The sequence below is a fragment of the Haemophilus influenzae genome, assembly GCF_003494325.1.
Lineage (GTDB): Bacteria > Pseudomonadota > Gammaproteobacteria > Enterobacterales > Pasteurellaceae > Haemophilus > Haemophilus influenzae_I.
Window position 1 is genome coordinate 1 of the sequence record NZ_QQIK01000008.1, and the last position, 18,286, is coordinate 18,286.

At 37.3% G+C, this 18,286-nt stretch carries 14 protein-coding genes, 4 tRNA genes and 2 rRNA genes; 11 read left to right on the forward strand and 9 right to left on the reverse strand.

Annotation, left to right across the window (positions count from 1 at the left end; genetic code table 11):
- Positions 1 to 10: 10 nt before the first annotated feature.
- From rrf (DV356_RS09605) to psiE, 5 genes are all read left to right on the forward strand, one after another.
- A 5S ribosomal RNA gene (rrf, locus tag DV356_RS09605) occupies positions 11 to 126 on the forward strand.
- Positions 127 to 174: 48 nt separating this feature from the next.
- Positions 175 to 290 (forward strand): 5S ribosomal RNA (gene rrf, locus DV356_RS09610).
- A gap of 12 nt (positions 291 to 302) precedes the next feature.
- Positions 303 to 379, forward strand: a tRNA-Asp gene (locus DV356_RS09615).
- A gap of 28 nt (positions 380 to 407) precedes the next feature.
- Positions 408 to 483, forward strand: a tRNA-Trp gene (locus tag DV356_RS09620).
- Between the two features lie 294 nt (positions 484 to 777).
- Positions 778 to 1,170 carry a phosphate-starvation-inducible protein PsiE gene (psiE, locus tag DV356_RS09625; RefSeq protein ID WP_110426402.1) on the forward strand — a complete coding sequence of 131 codons (393 nt, stop codon included), beginning with the start codon at positions 778 to 780 and terminating at the stop codon, positions 1,168 to 1,170.
- Between the two features lie 63 nt (positions 1,171 to 1,233).
- On the opposite strand, the gene DV356_RS09630 is transcribed toward psiE, so the two are convergent.
- Together DV356_RS09630 and DV356_RS09635 are read right to left on the reverse strand one after the other, a co-directional pair.
- Entirely contained in the window at positions 1,234 to 2,520 is a 1,287-nt protein-coding gene (locus DV356_RS09630) for a heme biosynthesis protein HemY (protein ID WP_011961770.1), read from the reverse strand.
- 10 nt (positions 2,521 to 2,530) lie between these two features.
- Positions 2,531 to 3,742: a uroporphyrinogen-III C-methyltransferase gene (locus tag DV356_RS09635; RefSeq protein WP_118806883.1), complete on the reverse strand. Its 1,212-nt coding sequence runs from the start codon at positions 3,740 to 3,742 to the stop codon at positions 2,531 to 2,533.
- Between the two features lie 306 nt (positions 3,743 to 4,048).
- On the opposite strand from DV356_RS09635, the gene DV356_RS09640 reads away from it, so the two are divergent.
- The 4 genes from DV356_RS09640 (at position 4,049) to DV356_RS09655 (ending at position 10,061) form a co-directional block, all read left to right on the forward strand.
- Positions 4,049 to 6,580 (forward strand): class I adenylate cyclase, encoded by a 2,532-nt coding sequence (locus tag DV356_RS09640; RefSeq protein ID WP_118806884.1) that lies wholly within the window; start codon positions 4,049 to 4,051, stop codon positions 6,578 to 6,580.
- 73 nt (positions 6,581 to 6,653) lie between these two features.
- Positions 6,654 to 7,661: an NAD(P)H-dependent glycerol-3-phosphate dehydrogenase gene (gpsA, locus tag DV356_RS09645; RefSeq protein WP_118806890.1), complete on the forward strand. Its 1,008-nt coding sequence runs from the start codon at positions 6,654 to 6,656 to the stop codon at positions 7,659 to 7,661.
- Positions 7,662 to 7,672: 11 nt separating this feature from the next.
- The gene (gene cysE / locus DV356_RS09650) at positions 7,673 to 8,476 is read left to right on the forward strand and encodes a serine O-acetyltransferase (RefSeq protein WP_059358406.1); all 804 of its coding nucleotides are present in this window, start codon (positions 7,673 to 7,675) and stop codon (positions 8,474 to 8,476) included.
- Between the two features lie 199 nt (positions 8,477 to 8,675).
- Entirely contained in the window at positions 8,676 to 10,061 is a 1,386-nt protein-coding gene (locus DV356_RS09655) for a DASS family sodium-coupled anion symporter (protein ID WP_050848930.1), read from the forward strand.
- Between the two features lie 142 nt (positions 10,062 to 10,203).
- On the opposite strand, the gene folD is transcribed toward DV356_RS09655, so the two are convergent.
- Entirely contained in the window at positions 10,204 to 11,052 is an 849-nt protein-coding gene (gene folD, locus DV356_RS09660) for a bifunctional methylenetetrahydrofolate dehydrogenase/methenyltetrahydrofolate cyclohydrolase FolD (RefSeq protein ID WP_105881784.1), read from the reverse strand.
- A gap of 184 nt (positions 11,053 to 11,236) precedes the next feature.
- Between folD and DV356_RS09665 the strand changes: the two genes are divergently transcribed.
- Positions 11,237 to 11,313 (forward strand) — tRNA-Pro (locus DV356_RS09665).
- 47 nt (positions 11,314 to 11,360) lie between these two features.
- Positions 11,361 to 11,437, forward strand: a tRNA-Arg gene (locus DV356_RS09670).
- Positions 11,438 to 11,582: 145 nt separating this feature from the next.
- On the opposite strand, the gene fucP is transcribed toward DV356_RS09670, so the two are convergent.
- From fucP to DV356_RS09700, 6 genes are all read right to left on the reverse strand, one after another.
- The gene (gene fucP, locus DV356_RS09675) at positions 11,583 to 12,869 is read right to left on the reverse strand and encodes an L-fucose:H+ symporter permease (RefSeq protein ID WP_118806885.1); all 1,287 of its coding nucleotides are present in this window, start codon (positions 12,867 to 12,869) and stop codon (positions 11,583 to 11,585) included.
- A gap of 38 nt (positions 12,870 to 12,907) precedes the next feature.
- Entirely contained in the window at positions 12,908 to 13,558 is a 651-nt protein-coding gene (gene fucA / locus DV356_RS09680) for an L-fuculose-phosphate aldolase (protein WP_005648575.1), read from the reverse strand.
- A gap of 19 nt (positions 13,559 to 13,577) precedes the next feature.
- Entirely contained in the window at positions 13,578 to 14,012 is a 435-nt protein-coding gene (gene fucU / locus DV356_RS09685) for an L-fucose mutarotase (protein WP_005648572.1), read from the reverse strand.
- A 13-nt stretch (positions 14,013 to 14,025) separates the two neighbouring features.
- Positions 14,026 to 15,438, reverse strand: coding sequence for an L-fuculokinase (gene fucK, locus DV356_RS09690; protein WP_118806886.1), 1,413 nt, complete (start codon positions 15,436 to 15,438; stop codon positions 14,026 to 14,028).
- Between the two features lie 73 nt (positions 15,439 to 15,511).
- Positions 15,512 to 17,281 (reverse strand): L-fucose isomerase, encoded by a 1,770-nt coding sequence (gene fucI, locus DV356_RS09695; protein WP_118806887.1) that lies wholly within the window; start codon positions 17,279 to 17,281, stop codon positions 15,512 to 15,514.
- 229 nt (positions 17,282 to 17,510) lie between these two features.
- Positions 17,511 to 18,260, reverse strand: a complete 750-nt coding sequence (locus DV356_RS09700) for a DeoR/GlpR family DNA-binding transcription regulator (protein WP_005661551.1) — start codon at positions 18,258 to 18,260, stop codon at positions 17,511 to 17,513.
- Positions 18,261 to 18,286: the final 26 nt, after the last annotated feature.

The window sequence follows — 18,286 nt, forward strand, 5'->3', positions numbered from 1 at the left end:
AAAGAATTATCCTGGCGGCGATAGTGCGGTGGACCCACCTGAGACCATACCGAACTCAGAAGTGAAACGCTGTAATGCCGATGGTAGTGTGGGGTTTCCCCATGTGAGAGTAGGGCACCGCCAGGTTTTATTTTTTTAGTTTATTCATTGAGTAAATTAAAAAAATAAAAAATTTTTGGCAGAGATAGTGCAATAGATCCACCTGATACCATACCGAACTCAGAAGTGAAATGTTGTAACGCTGATGGTAGTGTGGGGTTTCCCCATGTGAGAGTAAGGCACTGCCAATCATCATTTTTAGCGGAGTGGTAGTTCAGCTGGTTAGAATACCTGCCTGTCACGCAGGGGGTCGCGGGTTCGAGTCCCGTCCATTCCGCCAATTCATATCATAGTTTATTGATACCAATAGGGGCGTAGTTCAATTGGTAGAGCACCGGTCTCCAAAACCGGGTGTTGGGAGTTCGAGCCTCTCCGCCCCTGCCATAAAAAACCTTTCATTTTCAATAATTTACTACATTGTAAAAATTTTCTTGTGAGAAATAATCCTATTCTTGTAGTGTAAATGTGACATTTATTCATAAACTTTATTATGTGATCGCATTTAAATGCGTAGGAATATAATAATTTCTAATAATTAATTTTGTTTAATATTATAAGTAATAGTTTTTTGAACATTATTTTTAAATAATTTTGACCAGTTTTATAATTTTACATTAGTATACGAGTCTTAATTTTGTTGTAAGGAATAAAAATGGAAGAGTCCCAGAATTAGAAAAATTGCCACGAATCATTACTGATGTATTGAAAATCGTGCTTTGCACAGCGTTGATTGCGCTAGCGATTGTGCTTATTATTGCCCTTGTAAAAATAACTTATACTTTATCTATGATGGTGCTTAACACTTCGTCTGTTGTACCTTATGATGTTGCTGAACAAGCAGTAATGTTTTTCTTATATTTCGGGTTTATTGGTTTGATTGTGCAGTATTTTAAAAGCGGATATCACTTCTCTTTACGCTATTTTATTTATGCTGGGATCACTGCGATGTTGCGTTTAATCATTGTTAATCATGAAAGCTCGGTGGATACCATCTTATTTGCAGGAGCAATTTTGATTATGGTGATCGCACTCTGTTTGGTGTTATATTCTAATAAACTGAAAAATATATAGTTTTAGATTCAAAACAACAAAAAACGCACTTCATTTGAAGTGCGTTTTGTCTTTTTAGTTGAGCTACTCAGATTTGCTTTCTAAAAGTGCGGTTGAATTTTCTTCTGTTTTTTCTTCCGCACTTTCTGGAATGACATCCTGAATTGCCATCATTGATTTCAAACTCTCTTGGCGAACTTGTTCAGCTAATGCTTTATCGCCCGCTTGTTCAAATACATAAGATGCCATCATCAAATCATTTTGTTCTAATTGTTCAGGGCAAGCGATCACGTTTTTGAATACATCTGCTGCTTTAAGAAATTCATTGTTACGAACATATAAATAACCCAAAGCACGATTGATACAGCATTTTTGTTTTTCATCCACACGTTTTGCACGTTTTTCTATTAGCTTGAGAAGTTTACTGTTATCTTCTGGTTGTAAACGTGTAATTTGAGTACAAAGAGGTAAACTGATTGCTGTATTGTCACCGAGTTTTTTCAGTATTTCAAATGTCAATTCAGTAGCTGATTCATGATCATTACAGTCAATTAAACGTTGAATAAGGCTAATTTTAAGTTCAATATTGTTACGGCGATGACGAGGTTGCTGATTCCACCAAGTTAGTAAGCCATCAATTCCTTCTTCGTTCATTTTCTCGTCGAGTAAACCATTTTCGGTTTTAGAGCGAAGATCTTTGAATTCTTCATCATTGAATAAACCGCTATTCGCAACATTGTCTAAAATTTTATCTAGAGCTTGATAGGCTTTAGAACGAAGATAAATTTCTACTGCGAGTTTTAATACTTCTTTATTGCGACGAGCCATTTCTAATAAGCTATCTACAGAACTGCGCGCTGCAGGTAACTTGTTTTGTTGCAATAAAATGCGAGTACGGGCAATTTCCACGAGCAAATTATCAGAGCCGGCTAATTCTGTTGCTTCAATTAAATAGCGATTTGCACTAAATTCGTCGCCACGTTGTTGAGCGGCTTCTGCTGCTTTGATGAGATTTAGTACAGGTTCAGCAGAATGTTTAGCATTTTTGCCAATTAATTTTTCTGCTTTAGCGTAATCCCCTTCATTCATTTTTACCAAGCCTTCAAGGGTTTGTTTTTGTGCTTTTACACGTTTGCGATTAGAAAACCATTGATAAGAGCTACGACTTAAACGAAAGAAACGAGTGATGCCCCATTCAAAAGCATAAATTATTGCTAAAGAAATAATGAAAAAAATCACTAAGGTAGTGATGGACATTTCTATAATACGATTTGCTGTCTCAATGCGCACATAACCTTGCTGACCAGAAATATAAGGCCCTGCTACAAGTCCTACAAGCAATGTCAGCATTAAAAAAAGCACTCTAAACATAGACTTATCCTTATTGTTGTGATTCAGATTGTGTTGGTTTAACAGCTTCTACTTGAGGCATTGTATCAATCGCCTTGTCTGCTTCAATTTCCACTTTTTGTAGATCTAAAGCTGTACGATTAAGATATTTGTCAAGTAATGTTAAACTTTTTAATTGCTCTGGTACATCTACATAAATAGAAGTATCAGTCAATCCATCTACTAATTTTAAGAAATTTTGTGTTACTTCAGCGTTTGTATCAAAATAGCTACGAACCCAAGAAGCAACAGCTTCTAGAGATTGCTTATAAAGTTCATTTTGCTGACGAGGAACTGCCATAATTGCAAGCTGTAAACGTAGACGAATGTTCTCACGAAGATAAATATCTTGATTTGGTGCAAGTAATTCTTTTTTATTTGAATTTTGTTTTGGCGAAATACGAATAAAATGATTTAGGAAAGAGGTTGCACTTTTTTCAATATTTTGTTGCCAGTCAGTAATGTTGTTCGATAATTTATCATTATTTTTAGATGTTTCATCAAAATTTACATTCAAAGCTTGTAATTCATCGACTGTGTTTGCAAGCTGTGACAGTTTTTGCATTACCGCATTTTGATCCACACTTGAAAGTGAAAGGAGTTGTTTTAAATCTTGATTGATTGCACTACGAATTTCATTTGCCTGTGAATTATTAACCTTGACGAGGGCTTCATCAGCTAATTTTAATAAAGAAACCGCTGTATCAACATCGTTATCTAAAACAAGTTTACGCAGGGCATTATTTAGTAAAAAATCAGCTTCGGAAAATAACCAATCGCTAGGTTGCTGTGCGATGGCAAGCTGATTTATTTGTTTCATTTGAGTTTGTAAGGATGTTATTTCCCCTGTTTTGCTCACAATCAATTGTTCCAGTTGCGCTATATTTTCTTGTGCAGTTTTTAAACCCTGTTCTAATTGTGTAAGTCGTTTATTGTTGTTGGTATTATTTGAGGAAAGATCTGCTCCCGTTTGATTTTCAAGTGCGGTTAATTTCTGTTGAATTTTAGCCATTTGCTGCTGACCAAAATAGTATCCAGCTCCACCAATACTTAGCGCAACAAGTATTGCGAATAAACTTAATGCTGTACCTGTTTTTTTCACAATAGTTTGCGGAACAGATTGCATTGTTTCAGTTTGTTCAACTGCTGTTTTTTGCGTATCTGTGAGTTGTTCAGTGAGATCGTTAGGTTGCTCTTTTGCCATATCAATTCCTTAATAAGTGATATTGAGTAAGGTATTTTATAATACTTTTGCGTTGATAAGAAAAATATCAAGCTATCCACTAATAATAGAAAATATAGATTTTTATATCGGCAGAATTAAGCTATTTACGCAATAAAATTAGCTGCTATCCTACCACTCTTAGGTAAAAAAGTCATTTTGATTGTTGATAGGTAAAACTTATAATATATTTTAAAAAAATTGTGATTTATGTCACATTTTTTTGCATTTATACTCCCTAAGTGGTAAATTGTTCGCCAATTTTTGTTGTTCTGGTAGGGACACCACGTGGAATGTAATCTAGCACAAGCAAAACAATGGGTTAGCGTCTTGGATCAACGCCGTTTTGAGCGTGCATTACAAGGTTCAGGTGATGCATTCCAACACGTTTTAGCGATTGCACCTTTACTTCTACACCTAAACCATCCGCAACTTCCCGGCTATGTTATTCACGCCCCCTCTGGCATTGCGAATTTCCTTGCTTCTGATTATCAAAAAAAATGGCTCACCAATGAATACAGTATTCACTATGCCGATCATAAGCCATCAACACTCAAAAGTGCGGTAAATTTTCACGAAGTTTTACCACCAATTCTAGGCGTTTATGTAATGGGTAGCTTTGGCTCAATAAGTCAAACCTCTTCTTCAGATCTTGATACTTGGATTTGTGTCCGTGATGGCTTGAGTCCAGATGAATATACACTTCTTACTCAAAAAGCCAAGCGGATTAGTGAATGGGCAATGCAATTTAATGTGGAAATTAATTTTTATTTGATGGATCAACAACGTTTCCGCAATGAACATTATGCTGATCCACTAACTATTGAAAATAGCGGCTCTGCGCAATATATGTTATTGCTTGATGAGTTCTATCGCTCCGCCGTACGTTTGGCTGGTAAACCTCTACTTTGGTTGCATTTATGGGTGGAAAATGAAAAAGACTATGAAAAAGAGGTGGCGCGTTTAATTACGGAAGGGGAAATTGATCCAAATGATTGGGTGGATTTCGGCGGTTTAGGACAATTTTCTGCAAACGAATATTTCGGTGCCAGTTTATGGCATCTTTATAAAGGGATTGATTCGCCCTATAAATCTGTGCTCAAAATTTTGTTGTTGGAAGCCTATTCCAAAGAATACCCGAACACTTGCTTAATTGCCCGCACTTTTAAGCGAGATTTACTTACAGACAATACCAATCCTGATCACCATTTTGATCCTTACATTGCCATTCTTGCAAAAGTAACCCAATATTTAACCGCACTTTCTGAATTTAAACGTTTGGATTTTGTGCGCCGTTGTTTCTATGTGAAAGCAACGGAAGATTTTGCGCGTTACCAAACTAATAATTGGCGTATTCGTTATATGGAAATCCTTGCGCAAGAATGGGGATGGTCTACAGAAACGGTAAAACATCTCAATAAGCGTCCATTTTGGAAAATTAAGGCAGTAAAAGAAAACCACGATAACATAATGAAATTTTTAATGTTGAGCTATCGTAATTTAGTGGAATTTGCACGAAAGCATCACATTCACTCGAGCGTCGTGCCACAAGATATCAACATTCTTTCTCGCAAACTTTATACTGCTTTTGAAGAACTTCCCGGCAAAGTGTCCTTACTCAACACACAGATATCTCACAATTTATCAGAAGCACACCTGACTTTTGTGGAAGTTCTCGGTAATAAACATTTTAAAGATGGTTGGTATCTTATCAATCAACCAACGCACCATATTATGTTCTCTAAAGAACGTGTGATTGAATACGGAGAAAGCCTGAATAAATTAGTTTCTTGGGCTTATTTCAATCATTTACTCACTGAAAAAACTGAATTGTCAATTTTTAGCAAAAATGTGACTTTAAATACATTACAACGCTTTGTCACTAACTTACGTCAGTCTTTTCCAAGCACAATTGCCAAACAACCTAAAAATAGCGATTTATTGAATCAATGCGAAATTCGTAGCCTGTTTATTGCCATAAATCTTACCGTAGATCCAACATCCAAAGTAGAAGAAGTATTAACAGGTATTTCATCGCGAGATTTATTTAGTTTTGGATCGCTCGAACAAAGCCTTGTAGGCAGTATCGATTTTACTTATCGCAACGTGTGGAACGAAATCCGAACGCTCCATTTTGAAGGGCAAAATGCTATTTTGCTTGCACTAAAAGTGCTTTCTAACAAAATTTATCGTGGCGTTAATCGCCCAGATTTCATCCAAGTCTATTGTTATAGCGAACGTTATCGCCAAGATTTACGACAATTAGTGATGGGATTAGTCAATCGATGCGTTAGCATCCAAGTAGGCGATATTCAACAACCTTGCCAAACGTCGCGCTTACGCGTAGCGGGTAAAAACTGGCAATTATTTTTTGAAGATCGCGGGATCAGCTTACAAGAAATCGGAAATGAATCGGTCTGTAATGAAGCTGAAAGTGCGGTAGATTTTGACGAAGTTTTACAAACGCCAATTGAAGATGGCGAGACAAACCAAGAAAGTCGTCGCTATCCACCAGAAATGGATGCCTTCGCAAGTGAAGGATTCCTACAATTCTTTTTTGAAGATAATTCCGATCATAGCTTCAATGTTTACATTTTAGATGAATCTAATCATCTCGAAATCTATCGCCATTGTGATGGAGAAAAAGACGAAAAAGTGCGGGAGATTAATCAGCTTTATCAAAATGCCAAACAGGAAGGCGATAAAAATCCTTACAATATCGTTCAACATAATTTTAACTATCCTCAATTTTATCAACTACAAAATGGAAAAAATGGCATATCCATTGTGCCGTTTAAATTCCGTCCAATGAATAAGTAATATTTTCCTGTAGTTGATAGGGAGTGCAAATATATCTATACTTATTCCATCTTTTACTGGATAAATTGTGGATATGATAACTTCGCAAACACCAATCACTGTGCTAGGTGCGGGATCTTATGGAACTGCACTGGCAATTACCTTTTCTCGCAATGGTTCTCCCACTTACTTATGGGGGCACAATCCCGCCCATATCGCACAAATGCAGACAGAACGACAAAATTATCGTTTTTTGCCGGATGTCATCTTTCCTGAGGATCTTCATTTAGAAAGTAATCTTGCACAAGCAATGGAATATTCTCAAGATATTTTAATCGTGATGCCAAGCCATGCTTTCGGTGAAATTCTTATAAAAATCAAACCGCACTTAAAAGCCCATCACCGATTAATTTGGGCAACAAAAGGTCTGGAACGTAACACAGGGCGTTTACTACAAACTGTAGTTGAAGAACAACTCGGAACGCAATATCCACTAGCTGTACTTTCTGGACCAACTTTTGCAAAAGAATTAGCGCAAGGTCTACCATCAGCTATTACGCTTGCTGCCAATAACGAGCAATTCGCGCGGGAATTTCAGTCTCGTATTCATTGTAGTAAACATTTTCGAGTCTATATAAATTCGGATATGATTGGCGTTCAACTTGGTGGTGCAATTAAAAATGTGATCGCAATTGGCGCAGGTATTTCAGATGGAATGGGACTTGGTGTAAATGCTCGTACAGCACTGATTACTCGAGGTATTGCAGAAATTACCCGCTTAGGTATCTCGCTCGGTGCAAATACCAATACATTTATGGGAATGTCTGGATTGGGCGATTTAGTGCTAACTTGCACCGATAATCAATCGCGCAATCGACGTTTTGGATTAATGCTAGGTGAAGGATTAGATGCCCAAACGGCTATGGAAAATATTGGGCAAGTCGTGGAAGGTTTTTATAATACAAAAGAAGCCTATGTGCTTGCACAAAGACAAGGTGTGGAAATGCCGATTACAGAACAAATTTATCAAATGCTGTTTTGTGGTAAAAGTGCAAAAGATGTAGCAATCAGCCTTTTGGGGCGAGAATGTAAAGGCGAATAAAAGGAGAAATTATGACATTAGATGTGTGGCAACATATTCGCCAAGAAGCCAAAGAACTTGCTGAAAACGAACCTATGCTTGCGAGTTTTTTTCACTCTACAATTTTAAAGCATCAAAATCTGGGCGGTGCGCTAAGTTATTTATTGGCTAACAAATTAGCCAATCCTATTATGCCAGCTATTTCTCTCCGAGAAATTATTGAGGAAGCCTATCAAGCTAATCCTTCGATTATTGATTGTGCTGCCTGCGATATCCAAGCTGTCCGCCACCGAGATCCCGCTGTAGAATTGTGGTCCACTCCATTGCTTTATTTAAAAGGTTTCCACGCAATTCAAAGCTATCGAATTACCCATTATTTATGGAATCAAAATCGTAAATCCCTTGCTCTTTATTTACAAAATCAAATTTCAGTAGCTTTCGATGTAGATATTCATCCTGCGGCGAAAATTGGCCACGGAATCATGTTCGACCATGCAACAGGTATTGTTGTGGGTGAAACATCTGTAATTGAAAATGACGTCTCAATTTTGCAAGGCGTAACGCTTGGTGGTACAGGAAAAGAATCGGGCGATCGTCATCCAAAAGTACGCAAGGGTGTTATGATTGGGGCTGGAGCAAAAATTCTTGGTAATATTGAAGTGGGCAAATACGCTAAAATTGGCGCAAACTCTGTTGTGCTTAACCCTGTTCCTGAATATGCCACCGCAGCGGGTGTGCCAGCTCGAATTGTAAGTCAAGATAAAGCAGCAAAACCTGCCTTTGATATGAACCAATATTTTATTGGTATTGATGATAGCATGAATTTGAATATTTAGGGAAATAAAATGATTAATAAATATACTTAATTCTGTTTGAGCGAATAGTCCAATTTTTGGAATAAAGATAATAGTACACCGTGTTTTTTATTAAAATTTGTTGTTCTCGATCACATTTCTGAATATTGCTCGTTGCATCTTTATAACATTCATTTAACATTGAACCCTATTTAAGTGATAGCCCTAACGGAGGAACTTTATGGGTGAGATGGCATCTTTAAAAAGTCATAAAAACGGCATTATTTTTATTTTAGATATTGTGCTGTTTTTTGTGTTATTAAATGTATTACCTTTTGAACCAAAAGCTAATTCTGGTTTGGCATTATTAGCTTTTATCGCAGTACTTTGGTTAAGTGAGGCATTGCACGTTACTATTACTGCGTTATTAGTTCCACTTTTGGCTGTGGCATTGGGATTAGTTAGCACTAAACAAGCTTTAGTTGGTTTTGCTGATCCGACAATATTTTTATTTTTTGGTGGCTTTTCCTTGGCGACAGCATTGCATATTCAAAAACTTGATAAATTGATTGCCAATAAGATTATGGCACTAGCACGCGGTAATTTATTTATCGCAGTTATTTATCTCTTTTTGATTACAGCTTTTCTCTCTATGTGGATGAGTAACACTGCAACTGCTGCAATGATGCTACCGCTTGCAATGGGTATTTTAAGCCAGCTTGATCGTGAAAAAGATCATAATACTTATGTGTTTGTGCTATTAGGGATCGCTTATAGTGCATCAATTGGTGGTATGGGAACCCTTGTAGGAAGTCCACCAAATGCAATTGTAGCAAGTAATTTAAATTTAACTTTTTCTGATTGGTTATGGTATGGCTTACCAATAATGATTATTTTGTTGCCGTTGATGATTGGGATTCTTTACATTATTTTCAAACCAAAACTTCATCTCAATTTTGAACAGACCTTTGAAAATATTGAAATGAATCCTATGCGTATATTGACGTTTATTATTTTTTCAGTCATTGCTTTAACGTGGATATTTAGCGGTAAAATTAATCCGTTTATTTCAGAGTTGCTAGGCTTACAAAAAAATATTGCAAGTTTTGATAGTATCATAGCCCTATTGGCGGCAATTGTTATTTGTTCAACAGGTGTTGCAAGTTGGAAACAAATTCAATCAAATACCGATTGGGGCGTATTAATGCTTTTTGGTGGTGGATTAACATTAAGTGCTGTATTGAAGGATTCTGGTGCAAGTAAAATTTTAGCGGATAGTATTGTTTTTATGATTGATGGACAACATTTCTATCTTATTGGTTTATTAGTTGCGGCGTTCATTATTTTCTTAACTGAATTTACTTCTAACACAGCGAGTGCGGCGTTACTTGTACCTATCTTTATTTCTATCGCTCAATCATTGGGTATGCCAGAAATTGGTTTAGCATTAATTATTGGTATTGGTGCATCTTGTGCCTTTATGCTACCAGTGGCGACGCCACCAAATGCAATTGTATTTGGATCTGGTCAAGTAAAACAAAGTGAAATGGTCAAAGTTGGTTTCTTACTGAATTTAGTCTGTGTTGTCGTGATTGCCACTGTAGCTTATATGTTCTGGCTTAAATGATATAGGATTGTTTACTTTTAAGTTTAAATGATGATTGAAGATTATAAATTTAAACGTGAGAAGTACAATAAAGCCATTTAAATAAATGGGTTAAAGCAAATGAAAGCTTTAACCCATTTTTTATAACAGTTCTATACAAAAGCTATTTATTGTGTTCATAAGCATAAAGCGTATTGCTCATCAACATTGCAACAGTCATTGGTCCAACACCACCAGGTACTGGCGTAATATACGCCGCTTTTTCGGCTGCTTTGTCAAATTCTACATCGCCTACTAATTTTCCATCTACACGGTTAATTCCAACATCAATTACTACCGCACTTTCTTTGATCCAATCGCCAGAAATTAAATTTGGTTTACCTACCGCGACGACAAGTATATCTGCTTGGCGAACGTGGTTTTCTAAATCTTTAGTGAATCTATGTGTTACTGTGACGGTTGCACCTGCTAGTAATAATTCTAAAGACATTGGGCGACCGACAATATTAGATGCGCCTACAATTACTGCGTGCTTGCCGTGTAAATCAATGCCCGTTGTTTCTAATAGTTTCATCACACCATAAGGTGTACAAGCTCGTAAAGTTGGAATACGTTGGCATAACCGCCCAACATTATAAGGATGAAAGCCATCTACATCTTTTTTAGGATCGATACGTTCAATAATGGCTTCCGCATTAATTTGTTTTGGTAAGGGGAGTTGCACCAAAATACCGTCAATATTTTTATCTGCGTTAAGTTGGTCAATAATCGCTAATAATTCATTTTGCGTAGTTGTTTCAGGGAGGTCATAAGATTTAGAGAGAATACCAATTTCTTCACAACTTTTACGTTTATTGCCCACATAAATTTGCGAGGCAGGATCAGCACCAACGAGGATTACAGCAAGTCCTGGAGCGCGTTTTCCTTGTTCAATATAATGGGTTATTTTATCTGCTAAATTAGCTTTAATTTGTTTTGAAAGTTCAGTACCAGAGATGATTTTTGCGGTCATTGAGCTATCCTTAATATGATTATGTGATGAAAAAGAAAGCGTTTGCTATTTTAACGAACAATGATTTTTTTACAATGAAAAAGGGGGATTTTTCCTAAAGTGGAATAATTTTGAACAATCAAGTTGAAAAATCAAAAATTTCATTGACTGAAATAAAAACAAACTTATAATTGACCGCACTTGTCGGCGAGTAGCGCAGCTTGGTAGCGCAACTGGTTTGGGACCAGTGGGTCGTAGGTTCAAATCCTATCTCGCCGACCACTTCTTTCGTATTTTCTTGAAATTTTTATAAAAGAAATCCTTTGAATGCGCCCTTAGCTCAGCTGGATAGAGCAACGCCCTTCTAAGGCGTGGGTCAAAGGTTCGAATCCTTTAGGGCGTGCCATTCGTTATCTGTTTAACTAGATCCTGTTTAGTTTTTTCAAGTATAAGTACTTTCAGTCTGTTAGATTTTATGCTCATAATCTGCATCATTTGAGTGAAGAAGCTTAAATATACTCTTAATGATGCAGATAAAAACAATATTTTGGCTATTTAAGTATTTTCCAAGCTCTGAAGCCATAAATGGCAATTACTACAAAACAGATTAATGGTAGGATAAAGGAGAAATTTACTGCTGGAAGTCCCATAACTTCGCCTTGGTCAATAATCATTCCTTGTAGTGGTGGCATTAATGCGCCGCCTACAATAGCCATTACTAAACCTGCAGCTCCTAATGTCGATTCCTCTTTTAAGCCATAGAGGGCAATACCATAAATGGTAGGGAACATTAAAGACATAAAACCTGAGGTTAAAATTAGGCAGTATAGACCCCATACACCGTCAATAAAGATAACTCCGAGAATACTTAAAAAACCACCAATAGCAAAGAGCATCAGCATAAATTCTGCTTTTAAATATTTCATTAATGCCGTGCTAATAAAGCGACGGCTAATAAAAATAGCCATAGCAATGATGTTAAAGTTTTGCCCCTCAGCTTTAGTGAAGCCTAAACGTTCAGCATATTGTACGATAAATGTCCAACACATAATTTGAACACCCACGTAAAAGGCTTGTGCGATCACACCCTCACGATATTTAGCTTTTTTAGCCAGTTTGCTTATTGCACTTTTAAAGCTAATTTGTCCACTTTCTTCTACTTTTACAGCAGGCATTTTTTTCAACCCAATGATAATAAACATTGTAACTACGACAAAACCAAGTGCTATGTAAGGATCGCGAATTTCAGCTAAATCATGGGTGCGAATCCCCATTTTTTCTGCTTCAGACAGGGTGTGGTAAATCAAATTTCCTGCAGCATCACGTTTGTCAGATTCAAGATTCGTTAGGACTAACTGGGAAGCAACAAACATACCTGTTATTGAACCAAGCGGATTAAATGATTGTGCGAAATTTAAACGACGTGTAGCTGTTTGCGGATCTCCCATTGCAAGAATATAAGGATTGGCAGTGGTTTCCAAAAAAGCAAGCCCAAAGGTTAAAATATAAAGGGAGACTAAAAAGAAATTAAATATTTCATATTGTGCAGCTGGCCAAAATAAAAATGCACCTATTGCATAAAGAGCAAGCCCCAGAAGAATCCCCGCTTTGTAGCTATAGCGACTGGCAAATAATGCCGCAGGAATAGCCATTGTGCCGTATCCTCCATAAAAAGCTAATTGTACCAATGCCGCTTCTGAGGCTGGAATTTCCATTACTGTTTGAAATACCGCAACCATCGGATTGGTAATGTCGTTGGCAAATCCCCAAAGAGCAAATAAGCTAGTAATAAGCACAAAGGGGACGATGAATTTCTTTTCTAAAACTTTGGCGTTCATAATGTTTTCCTCATGTAAGTGATGGGGTATAACAAGATTTAGGATTCTTCAATACGTAATCCATAGGTGTGGAATTTACCTAACACTACCTGCATTTGCTCTTTGCTGAGCAGTGGAATTTCTAAGCCTGTAGAGAGTAATTTCAAATACCAAGACGCTAATACTTCTACTTCTTGTGCGAGCCATAAGGCTTTATCTAGGTTTTCTCCGCAAGTGATTAAACCATGGTGTGCTAGTAAAATGGCTTTGCTTTCTTTGATTCCCGTTGCGACATAACTAGCTAATTCGTGACTACCAAATGTTGCATAAGGTACACAAGGAATATGATCTGTGCCGCTTACGGCTACCATGTAATGAATTGCAGGAATAGGTTTTTCGAGAATGGATAAGCCTGCACAGTGAATGGAATGATTGTGGACAACGGCATTTGCTTCAGGGCGAGTATGATAAACACTCAAGTGAAATTGCCATTCGCTTGATGGTAATTTATTTTCTTCGTGTTTGCCATTTCCATCAACATAAACAATATTTTCTGTCTTCATTAAGTGATATGGCATACCTGTCGGGGTAATCAGCATTCCATCTTTATAACGAACACTAACGTTTCCCGCTGTGCCTTGATTTAAACCTAATTTTGTCATTTCAAGGCAAGTATCAATGATTTTTTGTGATAATTCTGCTCTGTTCATTTTGTAGTACCTCTATTGTTTATAAAATGGGAGTAACCCCTTTTTTAATGATAATGTTGCCATATTTTGCGATCTCACCACTGACAACAACAGCATAAGCCTGTTTAGCACGTGTATAAAAATCGAAGCGTTCTAGACAGGTTAAATTTGGTGTGAAACCGACCGCACTTTCAATCGCATTTAAGTAACGAGTTTCAACATTCGGATCTAAAGAATCTCCCTCAACTGCTTTCATCATCAACAGAGGGGCATCAACATAAGCGTCAAATTCGAATAAGGGAGTTATTGCTTCAAGTAAAATATCTATAGATATACCATCTGCACGTATTACATTTTTATGTAGTGAATGTGCGGGAAAATGGGCGTCAGCTAGAACTATCTCATCGCCATGCCCCATTTCGGCGAGGGTTTTTAGTAATTCAGGAGAAAGAGCTGGGTGAATACCTTTTAGCATTTTGTTGTTCCTTCTAGTTTGGGTAAATTCGTTTTCTTGTTGGTGGCATCGCTTGCTGTGCCGCGTTTACATTTTCGTAAATGCCTACGCCAGCAAAGGTAAACATTGCGGCACCAAGTACAGTACTTTCAGAAATGTCCACAACATCAATCGGTAAATTTAAGGTGTTTGCACGGATTTGATTCCACAATACATTTTTTGAACCACCCCCAACACAAATTAAGCTTTTAGCTTGGAACTGACTGACTTGATGTAGCACGGATAAACCGTTTTTGAGTTTATTTGCCATATGTTGTAATGCGCTGACATAAATTTCTCCACGAGTAGCAAACATGGAAAGTCCACTGATATTACCTTGCCCTAGTTGGCTAAAAATACCTTCAAAATTGACCGCTCTTTTTCCCGCATTAAAAGCTTTTTCTCCCTCTTTGATCATTGTGGTGTAATAGTGATCGCTGCCATAAACATCGGAAAATAATAATTTACCTAACCATTCTATGACGCCAGAACCCACCCATTGTACCGCTGGATTAAAGCAATTGGATTGTGCATCAAATTCAGTGGTTAAGCCTTGAGAAACAAACTCAAATCTAGGTTCTGCGTGCTGGGTTCTAGCCATTAAGATTTCCCAGGTGCCAGAACTTAACACAGGCTGATTTAGCCCTGCACCAGACCCAAACACAGCAAATTGAGTATCATGTCCACAAGAAATGACAGGTACGGGATTTAATCCCCATTTCTGGGCTAACGGTGTACGTAATTTTCCAACTTTTTCACCTGCATAACGCATAGGAGGGAAATGGTTATTACTTAAACCTAGCGATGCTAAAATCGATGGATCCCAATTACCGCTAGTAAGGTTTGTCATCATTGATGTTCCCGCCATTGTGTGATCTGTAGTGAATTGACCAGTTAAGCGTTGAGTGAGCATTGACGAAATAAAAACGAATTTAGCCATTTTTTGGAAAACATCTGGCTTGTGTGTTTTTAACCAATGTAATTTAAATAAAGTATTAAAACTGTATTGACCAATGCCGTTACGTTGATAAAGAGATTTGATATCTAATTGATTAGATAGATTTTCCATTACTGGTATGGTCCGTGGGCATTTCCATGAAATAATCGGATAAAGTTGTTGATCATTTTCATCAAAAGGTGCGCCATCCACGCCGAAAGTGGTAACAGATATTCCTACAATATCTTTTAAATCAATACCTTGTTGCATTAATTGATTGAGGGTTTGAGTTGCACAAGAGGTTAATTTTTGCCAGATTTCTTCAATGTCCCAAATATGATAATCAGATGATTCGATTCCTTGTTTTGTATTATTAGCAAGGTGATGAGAGGCAAGAATTTGTCCTTTTTCATTTATCGCAATGGTGCGTAAATTTGTTGCACCACAGTCAAAAATCAATGCGATAGCCATAAAAACTCTCCTCAGCGCAGTCAAAAATCATCATGTTTTTGACCGCACTTTTTTATAAAAACAAATTAGGGGGTTATTTATAAAGCGGACCAAAGTTTAGGCAAGCTCGATAATCTTGCCCTTCCTTGTCTTGACCAAATCCATTCCAAGCGCTAGGGCGGAAAATATTTTTCTCTGATACATTATGCATACAGACTGGAATGCGTAACATTGAAGCAAGAGTGATTAGATCAGCCCCCACATGACCGTGAGTCGCTACACAGTGATTTGCTCCCCAATTTGCCATGACTGAATACACATCAGTAAATGCACCTTTTCCAGTTAAACGTGGAACAAACCATGTTGTTGGCCAAGTTTCATTAGTACGTTGATTTAATTTATTATGTACATCTTGAGGTAAGTCGATTGACCAGCCTTCCGCAATTTGTAAAACGGGACCTAAACCTTTAATAAGATTAATACGGTGCATTGTAAACGGTATGCCACCTTTGGTTAGGAATTGAGAAGATAAACCGCCCCCTCGAAAATATTCGTGAACAGCAGGGCACCAACGTGTATTTTCTAAGCAGCGTTTTGCTTCTTCTTCGGTAACATCCCATGCTGGTTTTAAAGTTGGATTGCCTTGAGCATCTTGATGTTCTCCCGTTCCATCAAGTGCAGCTGAACCTGAATTGATTAAATGAATGAATCCACTTTCAGGTCGCCATCCAGTAACACGCTCAACCGAATCTTGACTCCAATAAGTACGCACATCTGCGAAAATTTGAGCTTTGCCAGTTAATTGATGCCCAAATAACATTCCTATTGCATTTAAACTATCATTTTCCGTGGCAAGAATATAAGGTGGACGCACGCCATTCCAGTCATAAGTTGAATTGAGCATTGCCTCCATAAAATCGCCGTTTGGCAAATGATCAGTCCAATGACGCTGCCCTTGAAAACCTGCTGCAATGGCATTATGACCTAAGGCTTCTTCTGCATAATTTAATGTTGCTAATTTTGGATTTCCTACCATCAAATCACGAGTGATAATGGTCATTTTCACAACATTTTCCCAAAGTTCTGCACGCTCTTCCGCATTGCGTTGATTCTCTAGGCTATTTACATCAACCCCTTCTTTGCAATATTGTTTAACCCAACTCAAGGCTAAATCAACTTCTTCTTGATCATAAATTTTGCGGTCTAAACGGCGTTTAATTTCCATCATATCCACATATTCATTACGCATACCTAAATATTCTTGGAAGAAAGCTTGATTTACAATAGAACCTGCAATTCCCATGGAAACTGACCCAATAGATAAATAGGATTTTCCTCGAATACTTGCAACAGCAAGCCCAGCACGAGCAAAACGCAATAATTTTTCTTTTACATCTTCAGGAATGTTTGTGTCATCGGCTTCTTGAACTTCTGTGCCGTAAATGGAAAAGGCTGGTAGTCCTAATTGAGAATGACCAGCAAGGGCGGCAGCCAAGTAAACCGCACCTGGGCGTTCCGTACCGTTAAATCCCCAAATTGCTTTAGGCATGTGAGGATCCATATCAATGGTTTCTGAGCCATAACACCAACAAGGGGTAACGGTAATGGTTAATCCAACGTTTTCGCGTTTAAATTTATCCGCACAGGCGGCTGCTTCGGCTACACCGCCGATAGTGCTATCTGCAACTACACATTCAACGAAAGTACCATCTGTATGACGAATATGTGTTTGTAATAATTGAGCAACAGATTGAGCCATACGTATTGTTTGGGTTTCAAGAGATTCTCGAACCCCCATTCGACGACCATCAATAGTTGGACGAATACCGATTTTTATACGATTTGATTGAGTAGCAAGAGCCATAGTTACACTCCTTTGTTTGTGCTTAAGTAAGAATGATGAAATCACTGCAGAACAAATGGTGTTTTCATTGAATTAGAGTGTGAAAGAAAAATGATAAGGAAAACAGTAAGAAATGAAATTTTGTTGCAAAACTGCGAAGCAGATCACAAAAATTGACTATATTTAAGGAAATGTATATGACCGATTCTTTCAATTTTTAGTAATTTTCGGTCAAAATGGTCATCTATTTTTATAAAACGGTCATTATATCGTGTTGCTCACAATATTTTTGTAAGTTATCGGGAAGTGACCGATCAGAAAAAATGGTATTAATTTTGCTTAAATCGGCAAGTTGAATCAAACTTGTTTTTTCAAATTTAGAAGAATCAATTAACAAATAAGCACGTTCTGAAGCTTCCATCATTTTTCGTTTTAAAGAGGCATTCAGCTCGTTTGATTCCCAGATATTACCGTTTTTATCAATTCCTGAACAAGAAAACACTGAAAAATTAATATGTAATCGTTGTAATAAGTACTCAGATAAGGGACCGTAAAATGCTTCATATTTTGCTGAATAAACTCCGCCAGTAACAATAGTTTTAACATTGGATTTATTAACTAGGGCATTAATGTTAAACATTGAATTGGTTACTACTGTACAAGGAATATCGGGCATTAAATAAGCAAAATACCAACTTGTTGAGCTTGCATCTAAACCTATAACGGCATTTTCATATAGCAAATCCAAGGCTTTTTGGGCAATATGTCGTTTAGCTGTTGCATTAATATGTTTTCGAGTTTGGAAAAATGAACCTAAATCTTTGGTTTTATTACTCACTGCTCCTCCGTGGGTTCGGTGCAATAAGCCTTTGTTCGCTAATTTGTTCAAATCGCGACGAATGGTTTCCACCGAAATATCACAATGCTGTGCAAGTTCTATTACGCTGGCTTTTCCTTGTTGATTTACCCATTGTAAAATTAATTCATCACGATAATTCATCTCTTTTCCCTATACGGTGGATTTAG

Coding starts and splice junctions, on each gene's coding strand:
- DV356_RS09630 (WP_011961770.1), bottom strand. CDS start 2,520: ATGTTTAGAGTGCTTTTTTTAATGCTGACATTGCTTGTAGGACTTGTA.
- DV356_RS09635 (WP_118806883.1), bottom strand. CDS start 3,742: ATGGCAAAAGAGCAACCTAACGATCTCACTGAACAACTCACAGATACG.
- gpsA (WP_118806890.1), top strand. CDS start 6,654: ATGATAACTTCGCAAACACCAATCACTGTGCTAGGTGCGGGATCTTAT.
- cysE (WP_059358406.1), top strand. CDS start 7,673: ATGACATTAGATGTGTGGCAACATATTCGCCAAGAAGCCAAAGAACTT.
- DV356_RS09655 (WP_050848930.1), top strand. CDS start 8,676: ATGGGTGAGATGGCATCTTTAAAAAGTCATAAAAACGGCATTATTTTT.
- folD (WP_105881784.1), bottom strand. CDS start 11,052: ATGACCGCAAAAATCATCTCTGGTACTGAACTTTCAAAACAAATTAAA.
- fucP (WP_118806885.1), bottom strand. CDS start 12,869: ATGAACGCCAAAGTTTTAGAAAAGAAATTCATCGTCCCCTTTGTGCTT.
- fucA (WP_005648575.1), bottom strand. CDS start 13,558: ATGAACAGAGCAGAATTATCACAAAAAATCATTGATACTTGCCTTGAA.
- fucU (WP_005648572.1), bottom strand. CDS start 14,012: ATGCTAAAAGGTATTCACCCAGCTCTTTCTCCTGAATTACTAAAAACC.
- fucK (WP_118806886.1), bottom strand. CDS start 15,438: ATGGCTATCGCATTGATTTTTGACTGTGGTGCAACAAATTTACGCACC.
- fucI (WP_118806887.1), bottom strand. CDS start 17,281: ATGGCTCTTGCTACTCAATCAAATCGTATAAAAATCGGTATTCGTCCA.
- DV356_RS09700 (WP_005661551.1), bottom strand. CDS start 18,260: ATGAATTATCGTGATGAATTAATTTTACAATGGGTAAATCAACAAGGA.